Below are 13,334 nucleotides of genomic sequence, written 5' to 3'. Positions count from 1 at the left end.
GGTTCCTTCGATCGGCCGAGCGGACGGGGACTGCCGGCGCCGGGCTCCGCGACAGCGAGGTCAGGCCCGGGGCGACACCACCGCGCTCGCGTCGATCTCGCGGAGCACGGAGAGGATGCCGTCGACGTCGCCCAGCCGGGAGACCCATTCCGGTTGCATGGTCACGGAGTTGCCCGTGTGCTCCTCGATGTAGTTCACGAGGAGCAGGACCATGTTGAGCGAGCTGATGCCGAGGTCGGCGCGCGTCTTCGTGCCGGCCACCTGCTCGTAGGTGATGTCGGCGGTCATGGGCTGCTTGGCGAGGAACTCGGCAAACTTGCGCCGGTAGTCGTCGGTGGTCATCAGTCCACCTTCGGGAACGGGAACCCGTTCAGGTTCTCGGTGTGGATGCGGTTGTGACCCCACCGGTCCTCGCCGGAGACCAGGACGCTGCCGTGGTAGTCGAGGCTGATCGCGTCACCGAACCCGCTGAGGCTGTCGATGTGCTCGTAGACCCGCACGGACGGCGAGACGTACCGGGTGGCGAGCCCGAGCCGCTTGGTGTCGCTGACGTTCGGCAGGGAGCCGTGGATGCACTTGGCCAGGAAGATCACGAACTGCCCGGGCTTCATGGGCATGTTGACGACTTCGCCGGCGTTCGGGTCCCAGTCGGGGTCGAGCTGCAGCTCCGAGTAGTCGTAGCCGAAGAAGTCGTGGGACTTGCTCTCCACGTTCCGCGACATCGGCTTGGTCTCGTCGTAGTACCACTTCTTGTGGCTGCCGGGGATGAAGCGGAGGCAGCCGTGCTCCTCGTCCGCCTCGGAGAACGCCGTCCACACGGTCAGCTCCTGGGTGGCGGCGCTGCTCTCCTCGGTGTAGCGCAGCGAGGGGTAGGCGACCGTCTCCGACTCGAAGACGGTGAAGGCCTCGACCTGGTGCCAGCCAGTGCCGGACTCGCCCGGCTGCTTCTCGAAGATGTTCGTCTTCCAGCAGATGATGTCGTCCCCCATCAGGCTGCGCAGCTTGTGCACGACCGTGGGGTGGGCGATGTGCCGGGAGAGGGTGTCGCAGTCCAGATGACGGTCGTAATTGATGATGGTCGACTCGTGCGGCTTGTTGCGCGAGGTCACCATCTCGATCATGGCCTGGTTCCAGTGGAGCCGGGCCTCGTCCTCCGAGTAGAGGTCGAACGGCCCGATGAAACCGTTCTCCTGAAAGGACTTCACCTGCTCGGCCGTCAGTCCTTGAGCCGCCGTTTTACTGATGCTTTCAGCCACCATGTCTTCCTTTCGCCGACGGTGCCTACGGGTCTGAGCCACCTGAAATGAGGGAGAAACGCGGGGCCGATCAGGCTCACCATATGTGGGCCCGAGCGGCGCGTCTTGTCACCGGAACGGGGGTCCGCGACGGGCGCCCGGAACGCCATCGGCCCTGTACAGACGCATGACTTGACGTGTCGTCACATGCCGTGGAGCGACAGGAGGCCATCTTGCGCTACGGCCCCGGCGTCGGGCACGTACCGACCGCATGACGGCCCGGCGGCAGGGACGCCGGCACACCGGGCCGGAGCCGTCCTGCCGGAGCGAGAGGTCCGGGGACGTGGGTACACGGGTCAGAAGCGGGCCTCTGGGGCGGCAATCGCGGGCACGCAGGCCAGGAGTGGGCCTTCCGGGGCGGCGAGCGAGGGTACGCGGGTCAGGAGTGAGTGCTGCCTACCGTGGCTCGCCGCCAGTTGTCGTACAGCCCCGCGTACACGCCGTCCGCCGCGAGCAGTTCGTGGTGCGGGCCGCGCTCCACCAGCCGCCCGTCCGCAAGGACCATGACTTCATCGGCCCGCTGCGCCACGGCCAGCCGGTGCGCCACGGTCACCGAGGTGCGTCCCGCGGTCAGCCGGCGCAGCGCCTCGATGAGCGTCAGCTCGATCTCGGGGTCCACCGCCGAGGTCGCCTCGTCGAGGATCAGGCACGCCGGGTCGGCCACATGGGCGCGGGCCAGGGCGACCAGTTGCCGCTCCCCCGCCGACAGGCTCTCACCACGCTGCCCCACGGGGGTGTCGAGGCCGAGCGGCAGACCGGCGAGGAACGCGTCCGCGCCCAGTTCGCGGAAGGCCAGCTCGATCTCGGCACGGGTGGCGGACGGGCGGCCATACCGTACGTTCTCCTCCACCGTGGTGTCGAAGAGGAACGGCTCCTGGGGTACGACCACCAGCCGCGAGCGCAGCGAGTCCGTGGCGATCTCGCGGACGTCCACGCCACCGATCAGGATGCGGCCGCTGTCGGGATCGGCGAGCCGCGCGATCAGTTTCGTCAGCGTCGTTTTGCCGGAGCCGGTGGCGCCCACCAGCACGACCTGGCGGCCGGCCGGCACCTCGAACGACACGTCGTCCAGCGTCACCTCGGCGCCCGGATAGCTGAACACCACGTTCTCGACCACCACGCCGGGCGGGCCGGGCGGCAGCCGGTGGCCGTCGACCGGCTCGGGGACGTCTTCGGTGATGTCGAGCAGGGCCAGCACGCGCCGCCATCCGGCGACCGCGCTCTGGGTGAAGTCGATGACCTGGGTGAACTCCGTGATCGGCGCCAGGAACAGCGTCACCAGCAGGATGAACGCGACCAGTTCACCGGCGCTGTGCCCGGTCGACGGCCCGATCGCGAGCCCCACCGCGATGACGGCGACCACGATCACCACCGCGAACAGGTCGGCGAGCGAGAACAGCAGTCCGCCGAGCACTCCGGCGCGGACCTTCGAGTCCCGCCACCGGTGGATGGTGTCCGAGGTCCGGCGCAGGCTCGGCTCCTCCACGCCGTACGCCCGGATGACGGCGGCGCCCTGGATCGTCTCCGCGATGACCGTCAACAGGTGGGCGACGCGGACCCGGACGGCGGTGTGCGCGGGCCCGAGACGGGCGACGACCATCCGCACCAGAAGCAGCAGGGGCACGGTCAGCACCACCGTGACCAGCGTCAGCCAGATGTCGTAGAAGGCCATGCCGGCGAGGGCGGCCAGCATGACGGCGCCGTTCACCACCCAGGCGATGCCGCCCCACTGGAGGAACATGCTGAGGGTCTCGACGTCGGAGGTGACCCGGGACACCAGCTTCCCGCGCGCCTCGGACGAGTGGTACGCCACACTCAGCCGGTGCACGTGGGTGAAGGCGCGGACCCGCAGGTCGTACAGCGCGCGTTCGCTGGCGATCGCGAGCCGCGCCAGGCCCGCCCAGTTGACGACGGCGGTCAGCACCACCACCAGCCCCGCGACGAGGCTGAGGCCCAGCAGCCGGCCGCCGCTGATGTGCCCGGAGCTGAGCCCGCGGTCGATGACCTGCTGGATCAGCACCGGCACGGCGAGCCGCCCGGCCCCGCCGAGCAGGGCGAGGACGACGGTCGGCCCGAGGCCCCGGCGGATCGCGGGGACGGCCGCGAGCCCGCGCCGGATCACGGCGGTCGTCGACCCGGTGACGCTCTCCGGGTCCGCCGGGTCGGTGGGGGCCGCGAGGTCTGCCCGCTCGGGGGTGCTCATGCCTGCACCTGCTCTCGCTCGTACGCGCGGATCAGCCGGTCGTAGCCGTCGAGCCGCACCAGGTCGGCGTGCGGTCCGACGCCGGCGACCCGACCCTGGTCGAGGTAGACGACGGTGTCGGCGAGGGCCAGGGTCGCGGCGCTGGTGGTGACGACGATCGTCGTGGTGGAGGTCAGGCCGTCGGTGAGGCCGCTCATGATCTCCTGCCGGGTCGTGGCGTCGACGGCGGAGGTCGCCTCGTCCAGCAGCAGCAGGCGCGGTCGGCGGGCCAGTGCCCGGGCGAGCGCGATGCGCTGGCGTTCGCCTCCGGACAGGGTGACGCCCCGCTCCCCGACGGGTGTGTCTGGTCCCTCCGGCCGGCTGTCCACGAGGCCGCTTGCGCGGGCCAGGCGCAGCGCCTCGTGGAAGCGGGGGTCGTCGGCGGCGCGAGCGCCGTCGAAGTCGAGCAGGACGTTCTCGGCCAGCGACGCGGCGAACAGGAACGGCTCCTGGAAGGCGGCCGCGACGGCCGCCGCCCGGTCGGCGGCGCTGATCCGGCTCAGGTCGGCGCCGTTGACCAGCACCGTCCCGCCCGGCATCGGCAACAGGCCGGCCAGCGCCAGCAGCAACGTGGTCTTCCCCGAGCCGGTGCCGCCGGTGATCGCCACCGTGGCGCCGGGCGGCACGTGGAAGGTCACGTCGGACAGCGCGGTGGAGCCGCCCGGGTAGCTGTAGGACAGGCCACGGACCTGCACGTCGAGCGGGCCGTCCGGCAGCGGTTCGGGATCGGCCGTGGCCGCGGGCAGCGGCTCGTCGAGCACCGATCGGACGCGGGCGTACCCGGCCAGCATGCGCGGCACGTCACCGAGCACGGTGCCGACGGTGCGCACCGGCACCACCAGCAGCGCAAACACGTTGACGAAGCTGACCAGGGTGCCGATCGTGATGTCCCCGCTGTTCACCCGCAGCGCGCCGACAACGACCATGGCCAGCGAGGTGGCCGAGGGGATCGACTCGATCAGCGAGTCCAACAGCCAGTCGCGCAGGGCCAGTTTGATCTTCGCGTCGCGCAGTGCGGCCGCCTCGGCGGCGAACCGGTCCCGCTCGACGTGCTCCCGGCCGAGCGTCTTGACGAGGGCCGCGCCGTCGAAGCTCTCGTGGGCGACCTCGGTCACCCGGCCCAGGCGTTCCTGGACCGCCCGCGCGGGCGCCTCGACCTGTTTCTGGTACACGGAGTTGACCAGCAGCAGCGCCGGGATCATCGCGCCGCCGACCAGGGCGAGCACCGGGTCGACGACCATCGCCCAGCCCGCGGTGACCAGGAACAGCACGAACATGCCGAGCACGTCGGGCAGCCGGGCCGGCAGCTCGGCGGCGGCCTCCGCGTCGGTCGTCACGTGCGCCAGTTTCTGGCCCGTGGGTCGCGCCTGATGGAACGTCATCGGCAGCCGGTGGTAGTGCCGGACGACCGCGTCGCGCAGGGTGGCGTCGAAGCGGGCCCGGGTCACCACGAGGGTCCAGCGCCGCAGCAGCCCCGCGGCGCCCTGCATCACCCCGATCGCGGCGACCGCCAGCAGCACGGCGACGATCGTGCCGACCGCGATCCGGCCGTCGTCGAACCGCGGGATCACCACGTGGTTGACCAGTTCGCCGAGCGCCACCGACCAGGCGACCAGACTCGTGCCGTACAGCAGCGAGCCGACGAGTCCCCAGATCACCGGGCCCGGGTGGGCGCGGAGGGCGTCGAGCAGCAACGTCCTCGCCCTCCGGACCTGGGGGAACCGCCTGACCGCCGTCCGTTCTGCCATCGTGCCTTCCCTGTTCGCTCACCGACCGCGCCGACCCGCACGGTCCTCGCCGCACCACGCCGTCCCCGGCCGTCGTCAGCTGCCCTCAGCCGTCCCCGGCCCTCCTGCGGCGCTCAGAGGTAGGACCGCAGCTCCCCGCGCCGGCGTACGTCCGTGGTGGCGCAGTGGAAGGAGCCGCCGAAGCTGTTGAAGTTACGGAACGGGCAGAGGACCGGCGTTATGCCCCAGCTCTCGGCGAGTTCCTGCATGGGCCGGTCCTCGGCCTCGACCAGCATGTGCGTCTCATCCAGCATCAGAACGTTCATGTTGATCCACTTGCTGGTCATGTAGAGCGGGTGCCCGTCGGGGATGACGGGGCTCGGCGCCCGGCGGACCTCCCAGTCCTTGAACTGGCTCGGCACCTCGGGCACCCGGTCGGGGTGGATGAGCACCTTGCCGGGCGCGAGCGGCATCAGGCTCGCGTCGATGTGCATCGGATGGTCGTCGGCCAGTTCCACCACGTGGACCTGGTAGTCGGCGCCGATCAGCTGCCGGACCCACTCGATGCCCATCATGTTGGTGACATGGCTGCGCTGCGCGAAGATGTCCCGGCCGCACCGGATGAAGTCGGCCGCGTCGAAGGTCGGTTCGAACTCGGTGATCACCGAGCGGAACGGCTCGCCCTCCGGCTGGTCGGTCCAGTCCTCGACGTACAGCTCGTCGCTCAGCTCGGGGCGCGGGGCGGCGGACCACCGGGCGCCCGCGCGGAAGTACTCCTTGAGCAGCGGGCGGTAGGCGGAGCTGGCGAAGTACCGCGACCGCCAGGCCATGGGCGCTTCGATGATGTGCTCGCCGATGACCAGCAGCAGGTCGCGCGGCATCGCGTCGTACAGGCCGGTGCTGGTCCAGCCGGGCGCCCCGAACGACCGCCCGTGGTCGCGCGGGTCGGGCCTGCGCACCCGTACGCCGTGATTCTTGAGGATCTCGACGAGCTGGTCCAGCTCGTCGCGGGCCGCGGCGACCTCGTCCGCCGGGAACGGCTGCCCGGCCCGCTCCCGGAACACCGCGCGCTGCTGCGGCGAGAGCGGCGCGGCCGTCACGACGTCGTAGGGCGGGAAGTGCGCGCCGTCGACGGTCCCGACGATGACCTCCTCCAGCGGGTCCCACTCGTTGTAGGCGCGGACCGGCGACCCGGCCGCCTGCGCTGACTCAGACACGGTTCGTCCTCTGCTCGTCGGCGTACAGGGTGCCGCCGGACCACACGTACGACGTGCCGGCCCACGCGGTGGCGGTGGCGACGTCGGGGAAGAACCCGTGTCCCACCAGGTTGGCGCTCGTGTTGCACAGCAGCGGGATTCCGCTGAGGCGGTGGTACTCCTCCAGCACGCGGCCGACCCGGGTGTTCGGTGTGTCGGGCCGGACGGTCTGCAGCCGGGCCGTCCCGTCGAGGTGCAGCACGGCCGGCACCCGCTGCGCCCAGCCGTCCCGCAGCCGGTGGTCGAAGAGCATGTACGGGTCGGCGCCGCCGGGCGAGAAGACCTCCGAGGCCGCCGACTCCAGACAGATCGGCGCGACCGGCCGGTACGGCTCGCGGTGCTTGATGCGGTTCAGCTCGTCCTTCATGGCCGGTGACACCGGGGCGGCAAGGATGCTGCGGTTGCCGAGCGCCCGCGGGCCCAGTTCGGCCCGCCCGTCGACCACGACCACCGGCTCACCCGTGGTGTGCAGCAGCGCGGCCAGCTGGGCCTCGTCGCACGGCCGCGCCGACCAGCCCGGCGCGGGCCTGCTCGGTGTGACGGCCGGGCCGCTGTACACGTCCCACTCCAGCGCCGGATCGCCGCCCTGGTGCAGGGCCTCGCACAGGGCGGTTCCGAGGGCCGCCCCCGAGTCGTTGGTGAACGGCGGGACCCAGACGCCGGTGAACAGCCCGCTGGAGCGGATCATGCTGTTCCACTTGATGTTGAGGGCGCATCCCCCGGCGAGACAGATCGGCAGCGACGCGGGCAGGTCGAGCCGGGCCACGGCGTCGGTGAGCGCGGCGACCAGCGTGCGACCGATGAACTCCTGGAAGGAGGCGATGAGGTCGGCACCGGAGTGCGAGGGGAACAGGGCGGTGCAGCGTTCGGCGAGCCTCGTGCCGACCTCCGGTCCCAGCGACTCGACGCCCAGCTCGGCGACGAGCTTGTCGAGCGCGGCCAGCACGTCGTCGTCGGCGGCGCCGAGCCCCGCGTACGCCATCGCCTTGCCCGCGGTGCCGAGGTGGTGCTCGACGACCTGGACCTCGGTGAGCCGGTCCAGTGGCTTGCGGAACGGCTCCAGGGCCAGGCAGAAGTACGTGAACGCGTCGCCGACCAGCCCGAACAGCGGCCCCTGGTACTCGCCGGTCACCGGCCGCCCCGGGCGGAGCACGTACAGCCGGGGCAGCGTGCCGCCGTCCCAGACCAGCCCCAGCGCGGTCTGTCCGGCGAACGGGCCGGTGCAGTAGCTCGCGTAGAGGTGGTGGGTCGCGTGCGGGTAGCTGCTGTAGCCCCCGGCCAACGGGCTGCCCGCGATGCCGTCGAAGGTGAACCGCGGGGGCGGGGCGGGGGTGAACGGGTCGGCGGCGTAGGGCGCGGTGGCGACGCTGACCGGCCTTCCCGCCGACAGGGTGCCGATCCGCGGCGGCCCGTCGTCCTCCGACCACCATCCGTCGACGACGAACCGGTCCACGTCGCCCACGTCGAGCCCGTGGTCGGCGAGCACGGCGGTGATCCGGTCGAGGTCGCCGAGCGCGCTGTAGCGCCGGCCGTTGCCGAGTTTCTCCATCTCGGCGCTGAAGACGAGGCGCTGCCCGTCCAGGACGGCGACGGCGCCGTCGTGGGAGACCTTGACGCCGCAGACGATCACCGCGGGGTTCCGTTCATGGCCGCGCGCAGACTGGCCGGCCGCATGTCGGTCCACAGTTCGCCGATCCGGGCCAGGCACTCCTCGCGGGCGGCGGGCTTCCCGATCGTCGTCCACCCGGCCGGCACCTCACGGTCCGACCGCCAGATCGAGTACTGCTCCTCGTCGTTGCGCACGATCAGGTACGTCTCGCCGGTGTCGCTCATGACTGCCCCTCGGTCTCGGTCCGGACGGCGCGCTGCTTTCCGTTCGCGTGGACGCGGCCGGACAGGTTCTCGATCTCGATCTCGATGCCGACCCTGGAGCCGGGCGGGTCGACGGGACCGGCGGGCTCGACGCGGGCCAGATGGGCGGCGATCCGGTCCCCTTCGCTCACCAGCCGGAGGTGTCCGCGCACGTCGACCGACACCGGCTCGCCGGGCGAGGCCGGGTCCGGGTCGAAGACCGCGAGCACCTTGGCGCCGTCGGCGTGCGGCGCGGGGTCGGCGCGGTCCAGCACGCCGAACAGGACGCCGTGCCGGCCGCGGGTGCGGTCCAGCGTCAGGGGCAGCCGGGTCACGACCGGGAAGTCGTCGGTCCCGGCGCCGACCACGGTGGCGGTCTCGCACCGCTGGATCCGCGCGACGAGGGCCCCCGCGTCGTCCCGTGCGGTCGGGAACGCCCGCGACATCGAGCCGCCGTCTTTCACGATGGCCGTGATGATCTGCTTGGACCTGAACGGCAGCAGCGACAGCAGCGTCTCGCCGAGTCCGTGGGTCGTCTCCGCGAGCCCCTGGAGGTACAGCCCGCAGGTCAGCTCCTCGGTGGTGCGCGCCCGGTGGTCCTGGGTGACCACGGGTCGGCCGTCGTCGCCGAGGTCGAGGTGGGGCAGGACGTCGCGGTAGATCCCAGTGTCGAGCTCCCGCCGGTACCCGGTGGCGAGCACGAGCGCGTCCGTACGCAGCTCGTGGGACCCGGCGCCGAAGCGGCTGTGCACGCCGACGCGCACGCCCGCGCCGTCGTGGTCGGCCCAGGTCAGCCGGGATCCGTCGTGGACGACGAGCCGGGTCCTGCCGCGCACCTCGTCCGCGTAGACCAGCCGGTACAGGTCGTCGAGGAAACCGGCCTCCACCACGCCGTAGTTGGTGTTGCGCAGGCGGACGGCGTAGTCGCGCCGATTCTCCTCGCTGCGGAAGTAGAACTGGTCGGCGTTGGCCTCGAAGAACTGCTCGTTGGCGAACGGGTTGTTGTCGGTGGCGCTCAGCGAGTACCCGGGCAGGACCAGGTGGACGCGGGCGTTGCGGTAGTGCTCCAGCAAGTAGTGGGTGATCTCGCCGGCGCTCTGTCCGTCGCCCGCGACGGCGAACTCCCAATCCCGGTCGTGGTCGGTGAACGTGCCGGGGAAGCGGGACAGGAAGGCGCTGGAGTGCAGCACGGCGGGCCCGGTCGTCACCCCGGCGGGCACGGCGGGCCGTCCGCCGAGGGCGTGTACCACGTTGCGGGCGTGGAACTCGACGACCTCGTCGGTGGCGGTGTCGGTGGCCGTCACCCGCCACAGCGACATGCTGCCATCGTCGGCGCGCACCGGGGACACGGCGGTGACCGCCGAGCGGTAGCGGACCATGCCGGCGAACTGCCCGCCGACCCAGCGCAGATAGTCCTGGAACTCCAGCCGGGTCGGCCGGAACTCGGAGAGGTTCACGAACCTCTCCAGCCGCCCCTTGGCCTTCTGGTACGCGAGGAAGGTGAACGGGCTGGCCAGGTTGCGCAGGGACACCAGGTCCTTGAGGAACGAGATCTGCATGCGGGCCCCGTCGATGAGCATGCCCTCGTGCCAGCGGACCTCCGGCGAGCGCTCCAAGAACAGGCAGCTGCGGTCGGGGGCGATCTCCTGCACGGCGATGGCCAGCGCGATGTTCGACGGTCCGAAACCCAGACCGATCAGGTCGTACGGGTCGTCCCGCGTGCCGAGTTCCTTCACGTACTGCTCCTTCCTCGACGGCTCACCGGCTCATCCGGCCGGCGGCGCGCCCCGTGTCCAGGAAGCCGACCAGGGCCGGCACCGGGGAGACCACGCGTCCGGCCTCCTCGAACTGCTCCTGGTACTGCTCGGCGACCTCGGGCAGCCGGCTCCAGTGCGTCGTGGGCCGCAGGTGGTGCTCCTGGTGGTAGCCGTCGTTGAAGGTCAGCAGGTTGTACAGCCGGCCGTAGTGGCTCACCGAGTTCGCGTACCGGCTCTCGGGCTCCGCGCCGAAGTGCCGGTAGTAGTTCTGGATGTTGACCAGGGTGAACGCAAGGGCCACCGAGGGCAGGTAGCACAGCAGGGTCCATTGCCAGGACACGACCGCGAGCAGTGCCGTGAACGCGAGGAGCGCGAGCCGGTCCCCCCTGATCTGCCTCAGTTCGGCGGCCCGGCGCTCGGGGTGGCGGGCGGCCAGGCTCAGCAGGGTGGTCTCGCGGCGGCCGACCGCGCAGCCCCGGCGCAGCATCGCCCAGTTCAGGGCCCACTCCTGGGCGGAGGCGGCAAGTCCCCGTACCAGGTACCACCACAGCGGTGCGTGCTCGTCCTCGCGGCCGTAGCGGAAGGTGGAGGTGATGTCGGCGGTGGTCCCGTCGCGCTTGCGGTCGTTGTTGTACCGGTGGTGATTGCGTACGTGCGTGAGGTGGTAGCCCTGCACGGACTGTGCGATGTTCGCCGAACTGATTGCCGACAGAACGGCGTTGAGGCGGTTGTCGGTGAACCAGGGCTGATGGACGAACAGATGCGTGACCACGATGATCGAGTACGTCATCATGGCCGTGACCAGGGCCGCGGAAGCGAGCCGGGGCCACAGGCCGTCGGGGGTCAGCGCGGCGAGCGTGATCGTGCCGATGAACTGCGTCAGCGTGATGGCGAGCAGGATCGCGTCCGCCGGGCTGTTGCGCCAGAACCTTCGCGGCTTGGCATCGACCATTTCACCAGCACCTTTCGTACGCATGGCGGACCTGCCCGGTGATTCACCGCGGTGGTGATTCCCGGCGCCCGTGCGCGGGCGCCACGAAGCGCCTTCGCCGGTGTCGGGAATCGAGAAAGGGCGCCATGGACGACGGAGCCCGGGATATGGCGACGACGCTATCGGCGGGCGTGACTGTCAACGATGCGCGCGCGTCCACGTCGTGACGGGAGAGGCGCTTTTCACGACATGTGCGGGCGCCTCGCGGTCGCCGGCGGCGGCGCAGCGGACGTCCAACTGTTCCCTTGCGGCATTTGGAACAGGGATGCGGGGGTTGCGGGAGTCACGGGAGAGAAAGGGCGGCGGCCGCGGGCACGCCGAAGCGGCGCGTGGTCGTGGGACCCCGCGCCGCGTCGATGTCATCGTCTCTTGATGCCTGCGGCCGCCCGTTGTCGTCTGCCGTCGGCAGCCGCCGTGCGACGTCGGCCGAGCCCTGCCGGGGCCGGCCCGTCGTCCTGCGCCGTCGTCAGCCGGCCAGCATGAAGATCAGTTCGGTGACGGTGGCCCGGCGGCCGGGGGCGAAGGAGTCCTCGCTGCCGACGCGCACGAACCCGTTGCGTTCGAGCACCCGCACGGAGCCGGTGTTGTCCTCCACGACCCGGGCGTGGATCGGCCGGTGCTTCACCTCGTCGAGCAGCGCCGCGACGGCCGCGGTGGCGACTCCCTTGCCCCACCAGTCCTTGCGGATCCAGTAGGTGAGTTCGGTGTCCCCCTCCATCGGGAACGTGGCCACGCTCCCGACGACCTCGCCGCGCACCTCCACGATCCGGTTGACGATCGCGTCGTCGGCGAGGATCTTGCGGTACTTCCGCTCGAAGGCGTTGGCGTCGCGCGCGGTCTCGGCGTCGGTGAAGGCGGCCAACCGCTGGGCGTCCTCGTCGAGTTGGATCTCGAAGAGGACAGTGATGTCGTCCTCGGTCAGCGGCCGCAGCGAGATGTCCCTGGCCCCGTTGTCGGTCATCACGCCTCCGCGTCGTATGGAACGACGATCGCTCCCCATCAGAATCGCGCCGAGGCTAGCACGCGCGCGCTCGCGCCGGGGCGCCAGATCCGTGAGCCGGCCGGGAGCCCTTTTACGGGACACGCAGCGGCGCCGGGCGGGCATTAGGTTGCGGGCAGGGTTTCCGGCCGGAGGGCCGCCTGTTGGCGAATGGAGGTCGTCCTTTGGTGCGGCAGACCGAGCTGTTGACGCCTCAGCTGTCCGACTATCTCGATTTCCTGGACCGCGGGGAGATGCGTTACCTCCCTTATCTGATGTATTTCAACCGGCCGAACTTCCGGTCCGCGGCGATCAACACGGACCGGCTCGGGTTCCGGATCTCGCACGGCCCGGACGGTGCCGGCTCCGTCGGCGGCGAACGGCTCGACGGACCGGTACGGCTGCTCGTCGGCGGGTCGGTGTCCCTGGGGTACGGCGCCACGAGCGACGCGACGACCATCGCCTCCCGGCTGTGGACCAAGCACGCTCCGAGCCACCCCTGGTTCACCTTCGGCGCCCCGTACCTCAACTCCACGCAGGAGCTGCTGCTGTTCATGCTGCACCGGCACCTGCTGCCGCCGGTCGACGAGATCGTCGTGATCAGCGGCTTCAACACGCTGGTCATGGGGCAGCTGACCGGCGCGGACGTCGGTGTCCAGGAGCCGTTCTTCTTCTGCAACGAGTACTTCGAGAAGATGCAGGAACTCCGCGCGCGCTACGCCGATACGGCCAAGCCCAAGCGCTGGCGGGCCGGGCCCCGGCCGGCGTCGCAGTCGGTCGCGCCGACCCCGGGCCGCCCGACGACGGCGGGCATGATCCGGTCGGCCGTCGACGTGACGCTGCGCAACCTCGACAGCTGGCTCGTGATGGCCGCCGCGACAGGCGCCCGGGTCAGCTTCGCCCTCCAGCCGCTCGCCACCTGGCTGCGCGAGACACCGGCGCCGCAGGAGAAACTCCTGTTCGACGAGTTCGACACGCTCTCCGACTACGGGACGTGGGAGGAACGCTACGGCGACGTCGGCAGCAGGGAGACGGGAGCCGCCTACGCCGCCGCGCTCGGCGAGGCCTGTGCGCGCAAGGGCGTCCCGTTCGTCGACACGCCCGCACGGCTCGCCGAGGTGGTCGACCCGTCGGACTGGCTGTTCGTCGACCGCGGCCACTACACCGACGAGGGCAACGACGTCGTGGCCCAGGTACTGGCGGACAGCCTCGGACTGACGTGAGGTCCGGGCCCCC

General features: G+C 71.0%; 11 protein-coding genes. 1 reads left to right on the top strand and 10 read right to left on the bottom strand.

The window, feature by feature from the left end:
• Window positions 1-60: 60 nt before the first annotated feature.
• From AB5J49_RS42460 to AB5J49_RS42415, 10 genes are all read right to left on the bottom strand, one after another.
• Window positions 61-342 (bottom strand): hypothetical protein, encoded by a 282-nt coding sequence (locus AB5J49_RS42460; protein ID WP_369174210.1) that lies wholly within the window; start codon window positions 340-342, stop codon window positions 61-63.
• Window positions 342-1,259 (bottom strand): chlorinating enzyme, encoded by a 918-nt coding sequence (locus tag AB5J49_RS42455; protein ID WP_369174209.1) that lies wholly within the window; start codon window positions 1,257-1,259, stop codon window positions 342-344. Before AB5J49_RS42455 ends, AB5J49_RS42460 begins: the two co-directional genes overlap by 1 nt.
• Before the next feature lie 415 nt (window positions 1,260-1,674).
• Window positions 1,675-3,498, bottom strand: a complete 1,824-nt coding sequence (locus AB5J49_RS42450; protein WP_369174208.1) for an ABC transporter ATP-binding protein — start codon at window positions 3,496-3,498, stop codon at window positions 1,675-1,677.
• On the bottom strand, window positions 3,495-5,285 hold the full coding sequence (locus AB5J49_RS42445; protein ID WP_369174207.1) for an ABC transporter ATP-binding protein: 1,791 nt from the start codon (window positions 5,283-5,285) through the stop codon (window positions 3,495-3,497). The genes AB5J49_RS42450 and AB5J49_RS42445 overlap by 4 nt, the downstream gene beginning before the upstream one ends.
• Before the next feature lie 113 nt (window positions 5,286-5,398).
• A complete protein-coding gene (locus tag AB5J49_RS42440) occupies window positions 5,399-6,481 on the bottom strand; it encodes an amidinotransferase (protein ID WP_369174206.1) in 1,083 nt (360 codons plus the stop codon).
• Window positions 6,474-8,150 carry a carbamoyltransferase N-terminal domain-containing protein gene (locus AB5J49_RS42435; RefSeq protein ID WP_369174205.1) on the bottom strand — a complete coding sequence of 559 codons (1,677 nt, stop codon included), beginning with the start codon at window positions 8,148-8,150 and terminating at the stop codon, window positions 6,474-6,476. The genes AB5J49_RS42440 and AB5J49_RS42435 overlap by 8 nt, the downstream gene beginning before the upstream one ends.
• Window positions 8,147-8,353, bottom strand: a complete 207-nt coding sequence (locus tag AB5J49_RS42430; RefSeq protein WP_369174204.1) for an MbtH family protein — start codon at window positions 8,351-8,353, stop codon at window positions 8,147-8,149. The genes AB5J49_RS42435 and AB5J49_RS42430 overlap by 4 nt, the downstream gene beginning before the upstream one ends.
• Window positions 8,350-10,107 (bottom strand): SidA/IucD/PvdA family monooxygenase, encoded by a 1,758-nt coding sequence (locus AB5J49_RS42425; RefSeq protein ID WP_369174203.1) that lies wholly within the window; start codon window positions 10,105-10,107, stop codon window positions 8,350-8,352. The genes AB5J49_RS42430 and AB5J49_RS42425 overlap by 4 nt, the downstream gene beginning before the upstream one ends.
• Window positions 10,108-10,129: 22 nt before the next feature.
• Complete coding sequence (locus tag AB5J49_RS42420) at window positions 10,130-11,080, bottom strand: fatty acid desaturase (RefSeq protein WP_369174202.1); 951 nt, start codon at window positions 11,078-11,080, stop codon at window positions 10,130-10,132.
• A 505-nt stretch (window positions 11,081-11,585) separates the two neighbouring features.
• Window positions 11,586-12,080, bottom strand: coding sequence for a GNAT family N-acetyltransferase (locus AB5J49_RS42415; protein ID WP_369174201.1), 495 nt, complete (start codon window positions 12,078-12,080; stop codon window positions 11,586-11,588).
• Between the two features lie 206 nt (window positions 12,081-12,286).
• Here AB5J49_RS42415 and AB5J49_RS42410 point away from each other — a divergent pair, with 206 nt between their 5' ends.
• Window positions 12,287-13,321: an Inducer of phenazine A gene (locus AB5J49_RS42410; RefSeq protein ID WP_369174200.1), complete on the top strand. Its 1,035-nt coding sequence runs from the start codon at window positions 12,287-12,289 to the stop codon at window positions 13,319-13,321.
• The last annotated feature ends 13 nt before the right edge of the window (window positions 13,322-13,334 follow it).

The organism is Streptomyces sp. R28 (genome assembly GCF_041052385.1).
Classification (GTDB): Bacteria; Actinomycetota; Actinomycetes; order Streptomycetales; family Streptomycetaceae; genus Streptomyces.
Note: the sequence above shows the minus strand (reverse complement) of the source record. Positions and strands in the feature narration are given on the sequence as shown.

Bases quoted from the DNA above. Each gene is read 5' to 3' on its own strand.
- AB5J49_RS42460 (WP_369174210.1), bottom strand. From the start codon at position 342: ATGACCACCGACGACTACCGGCGCAAGTTTGCCGAGTTCCTCGCCAAG.
- AB5J49_RS42455 (WP_369174209.1), bottom strand. From the start codon at position 1,259: ATGGTGGCTGAAAGCATCAGTAAAACGGCGGCTCAAGGACTGACGGCC.
- AB5J49_RS42450 (WP_369174208.1), bottom strand. From the start codon at position 3,498: ATGAGCACCCCCGAGCGGGCAGACCTCGCGGCCCCCACCGACCCGGCG.
- AB5J49_RS42445 (WP_369174207.1), bottom strand. From the start codon at position 5,285: ATGGCAGAACGGACGGCGGTCAGGCGGTTCCCCCAGGTCCGGAGGGCG.
- AB5J49_RS42430 (WP_369174204.1), bottom strand. From the start codon at position 8,353: ATGAGCGACACCGGCGAGACGTACCTGATCGTGCGCAACGACGAGGAG.
- AB5J49_RS42420 (WP_369174202.1), bottom strand. From the start codon at position 11,080: ATGGTCGATGCCAAGCCGCGAAGGTTCTGGCGCAACAGCCCGGCGGAC.
- AB5J49_RS42415 (WP_369174201.1), bottom strand. From the start codon at position 12,080: ATGACCGACAACGGGGCCAGGGACATCTCGCTGCGGCCGCTGACCGAG.